Annotated in this window: 4 protein-coding genes and 1 pseudogene; all 5 read left to right on the top strand. The window is 71.1% G+C overall.

What is annotated here, in order from left to right; all coding sequences use genetic code 11:
* Positions 1-236 (top strand): annotated as a pseudogene (locus tag EOINJALH_RS31530) (secretion system X translation initiation factor); the annotation flags it as partial.
* Positions 233-2,530, top strand: coding sequence for a secretin and TonB N-terminal domain-containing protein (locus EOINJALH_RS00620; protein WP_234413585.1), 2,298 nt, complete (start codon positions 233-235; stop codon positions 2,528-2,530). The pseudogene EOINJALH_RS31530 and the gene EOINJALH_RS00620, both read left to right, overlap by 4 nt.
* Before the next feature lie 13 nt (positions 2,531-2,543).
* Positions 2,544-3,059 carry a type II secretion system protein gene (locus EOINJALH_RS00615; protein ID WP_088278375.1) on the top strand — a complete coding sequence of 172 codons (516 nt, stop codon included), beginning with the start codon at positions 2,544-2,546 and terminating at the stop codon, positions 3,057-3,059.
* Complete coding sequence (locus EOINJALH_RS00610) at positions 3,059-3,427, top strand: type II secretion system protein (RefSeq protein ID WP_088278374.1); 369 nt, start codon at positions 3,059-3,061, stop codon at positions 3,425-3,427. The genes EOINJALH_RS00615 and EOINJALH_RS00610 overlap by 1 nt, the downstream gene beginning before the upstream one ends.
* Positions 3,421-4,104: type II secretion system protein (locus tag EOINJALH_RS00605; RefSeq protein WP_199873106.1), on the top strand; the 684-nt coding region annotated here is incomplete at its 3' end. The genes EOINJALH_RS00610 and EOINJALH_RS00605, both read left to right, overlap by 7 nt.

The following is a 4,104-nucleotide window of genomic DNA, read 5'->3' as shown; positions in this document are numbered from 1 at the left end:
CGCCACCACCGCCGCCCGAGGCGCCACCGCTGCCCTTCAAGTACATGGGCAAGCTCGACGAATCGGCCACCCGCACGCTGTGGTACCTGCTGCAGGGCGAGCGCCTGGTGGTGGCCGCCACCGGCGACGTCATCGACGCCACCTACCGCATCGACGGCCTCGAGGCCGGCCAGTTGCGCTTCACCTACCTGCCGCTGCAGAAGCGGCAGTCACTCGCCATCGGAGGTTCACCGTGACACGCGCCACCCATTGGGCCATGCTGGGGCTGGCGACGGCACTGGGGGTCGGTTGCTCGACCTTCCGCCCCGAAGACAGCCAGGCCCTGATCGACCAGGGCCGATACGAGCAAGGCCTCGCCGGCTTCGAGCAGGCCCTGCGCGAGCGGCCGGCCGACGTGGAGCGCCGCATCCAGTACCTCAGGGCGCGAGAACAGGTCGTCAACCGGCTGGTCGGCTCGGCCGCGGCGCAGCTCGTCGCCGGACGGCTGGATGCCGCGGCGGCGGGCTTCCGGCAGGCCCTGGCCGTGGACGCCACCCACGAGCGTGCCGCGGCCGGCCTGGCCGCCGTCGACACCGGCCGTCGCCACCAGGTGCTGGCCACCGACGCCCGCGCCCGGCTGGCCGCCGGCGACGCGGTCAGTGCCGACCTGATGGTCAAGGCCATCCTGGCCGAGAACGCCAGCCACCCGCAGGCACGCGAGCTGGACCGCGAACTGCGCGACCTGGAGCGCAAGAAGGCGCTCACGGTGCCGGTGCTCAAGTCCAAGCTGCAGAGCCCCGTCAACCTCGAGTTCCGCGACGCGCCGCTGAAGCTGCTGATGGAGGCGCTGGCCAAGTCCGCGGGCATCAACTTCCTGCTCGACCGCGACATCCGGGCCGACCTCAAGGCCTCGATCTTCGTGCGCAATGTGCGCGTCGAGGACGCGCTCGACCTGATCCTGCAGAACAACCAGCTCGAGAAGAAGGTGCTCACCGAGAACACCATCCTCATCTACCCGAACACGCCGCAGAAACTGCGCGAGCACCAGGAACTGGTGATGCGCACCTTCCGCCTGTCGCACGCCGACCCGAAGCTGACGCTCAACCTGCTGCGCACGATGCTGAAGTCGAAAGACCTGTACGTCGACGAGCGCAGCAGCTCGATCATCATGCGCGACACGCCGGACGCCATCCGGGCCGCCGAGAAGCTGGTCGCGGCGCAGGACATTCCCGATCCCGAGGTCGTGCTCGAGCTCGAGATCCTCGAGGTCTCGCGCAACAAGGTCCGCGACCTCGGCATCACCTACCCCACCGAACTCGTCGGCCCGGCCTTCGGCGGTGGCAAGCTGTCGCAGATCGGCGATTTCAGCCGATCGACGATCGACGTCGACACCGGCTTCAAGCTCAAGCTGCTGCGCACCGACGGCGACACCCGCACCCTGGCCAACCCGCGCATGCGCGTGCGCAGCCGCGACAAGGCGCGGGTTCACGTGGGCGACCGCATCCCGGTGATCTCGAGCACCATCGTCGGCACCACCGGCGGCGCCAACGGCGCGCCGGTGACCACCGAGCAGATCCAGTACCTCGATGTCGGCATCAAGATCGAGGCCGAGCCCACCGTGCATGCCGACGACAGCGTGGCCATCAAGATCAACCTCGACGTCTCCACGCTGGGCGAGCCCACCACCACCCGCGCCGGCACGGTGGCCTACCCGGTGGGCACGCGCAATGCCACCACCGTGCTGCGCCTGCGCGACGGCGAAACCCAGGCGCTGATGGGCCTGATCCGCGACGACGACAGCAAGTCCGGGGGCGGCCTGCCTTTCGTCGGCGAAGTGCCGGGCCTGGACCGCATCTTCGGCAACCAGCGCACCGAGCGCCGCAGCCGCGAGCTGGTGCTGCTCATCACGCCGCAGCTGGTGCGCGGTTTCGATCGCCTCGATGCCACCGCGGCCGAGTTCTGGTCGGGCACGGAAGCCGTGGTGCGCACGGGCTCGCCCTTCGTCCAGCCGCTGGCCGAGCCGGCTGGCGCGGCCGCCGCCAGGCCAGCGCTGCCGCCACCCGGCGCTGGCGCGTCCGCGGCCACACCGCCCGGCACCCCGACCACGCTGACCGTCGTCGAGCCTCCGGCCAAGCCGCTTGTGCTCAGCTGGCAGGGGCCGGCGTCGGTCAAGGCCGGCGAAGAGTTCACCGTGCGGCTCAACGCCAGGAGCGCCGCGCTGGTCAAGGGGGCCTCGGTGCAGTTGCGCTACGACCCGGAACTGCTCGAAGTGCTGTCCGTGGACGATGGCGGTTATTTCGCCAAGGTCGGCGGCGCGGCGGTGTTCACCCCGCGCGTCGATCCGGGTCTGGGCACGGTCTTCGCCACGATGGGGGCCACCGGCATGGAGGCCACCGCGGGCGACGGTGCGCTACTGAGCCTGCGGTTGAAGGCGCGCAAGGCCGGTGCCGGCATCTCGCTGAAGATCGGTTCGATGGTCGGCGTCGACGAGACCAACCAGCGTCTGGCCATCGAAGGGTCGGTGCCGATGGAGCTGAAGACGCAGCCATGACCCGGGGCACCCGATGACCGCGACGCGTCCCGCCAACTGCGCCGGCCTGCCGCCGCCCCGGCGGACGCGGGGCTTCACGCTCATCGAACTGCTGGTCACGGCCAGCATCGTGGCCGTGCTGGCCTCGGTGGCCTTGCCGCTGGCCGAACTGAACGTCAAGCGCTCGCGCGAGAACGACCTGCGCGCAGCGCTGCGCGACATCCGCGGTGCCATCGACGCCTACAAGCTGGCGGTGGACGAAGGCCGCATCGTCAAGAAGGCCGACGAAACCGGGTACCCGCCCAGCCTGGACGTGCTGGTCGACGGCGTGCCCGACGCACGCGGCGCCAAGGGTGCGCGCATCTACTTCCTGCGCCGCCTGCCGCGCGACCCGCTGCACACCGACCCCAAGCTGCCGCCGGCGCAGACCTGGGGCAAGCGCAGCTACGACAGCCCGCCCGACCAGCCGCAGGAGGGCCGCGACGTGTTCGACGTGTACTCGCTGTCGCAGGGCGAGTCGCTCAACGGCATTCCCTACCGGCAGTACTGATGCGCCGCGGCTTCACGCTCATCGAACTTCTGGTGGTGATGGCCATCATCACCACCCTGCTCGCGCTGGCGGTGCCGCGCTACTACGGCAGCGTCAAGCGCGCCGAAGAGGCCACGCTGCGGCAGAACCTGTCGCTGCTGCGCGACGCGGTCGACAAGCACTACGGCGACACGGGCCGCTACCCGGCCACGCTGGACGAACTGGTCACCAAGCGCTACCTGCGCAGCGTGCCCGTCGACCCGGTCACCGGCTCGAACGCCACCTGGACGGTGGTGCCCCCACCCAGCGCCGAATCGGGCGCGGTCTACGATGTGAAAAGCGGCTCCGAGGCCCTGTCCCGGGACGGCACCGCCTTCAACACATGGTGAGGCCCCGCGCGACGCAGCGCGGGGTGAGCTACCTGGCGCTCCTGCTGGCCGTGGCCATCACCAGCGGCGCGCTGGCCGCCGGGGCCACCGTCTGGAGCCAGGTGCAGCGCCGCCAACGCGAGGCGCAGCTGCTGTGGGCCGGCGACCAGATCCGCCGGGCCCTGCTCGCCTACTCGGCCTTCGGCGCCGGTGGTGCCGAAGGCGGCGACAGCTTTCCGCGGACCCTGGAAGACCTGCTGCTCGACCCCCGCAGCCCCGCCAAGCGGCGTTTCCTGCGCAAGGTCTACGACGATCCGATCACCCACTCCACCGACTGGGGCCTGGTGCGCAACGCGCAGGGCCGCATCATCGGGGTGTACAGCCGGTCGACCGCCGCGCCGTTGAAGAGCGGGCGCTTCCCGCGGGACTACGCCGCCTTCGCGCGCGCCCGCAGCTATGCCGATTGGCGCTTCAGCGCGCTGGAAGAACTGCAACCCGCCGGGACACCCGCGGCGCCAGGGGCATCTGCACCGACGGCGTCGGCACCGGCGGCGTCCGCACCTGCGGCATCGGCCCCGGCCGCGGCCAGTGCGGTGGGCGCCACGGCAGCGTCATCGGCGGCGGCGGCATCGGCTGCCGCGCCGGGCACCGCACCAATCGAGGCACCCGCACCGGACATGCCCGCCCCCACCGACGAG

The organism is Ideonella sp. A 288 (assembly GCF_002198735.1).
In the GTDB taxonomy this organism is placed as follows: domain Bacteria; phylum Pseudomonadota; class Gammaproteobacteria; order Burkholderiales; family Burkholderiaceae_C; genus Pseudaquabacterium.
Note: the sequence above shows the minus strand (reverse complement) of the source record. Positions and strands in the feature narration are given on the sequence as shown.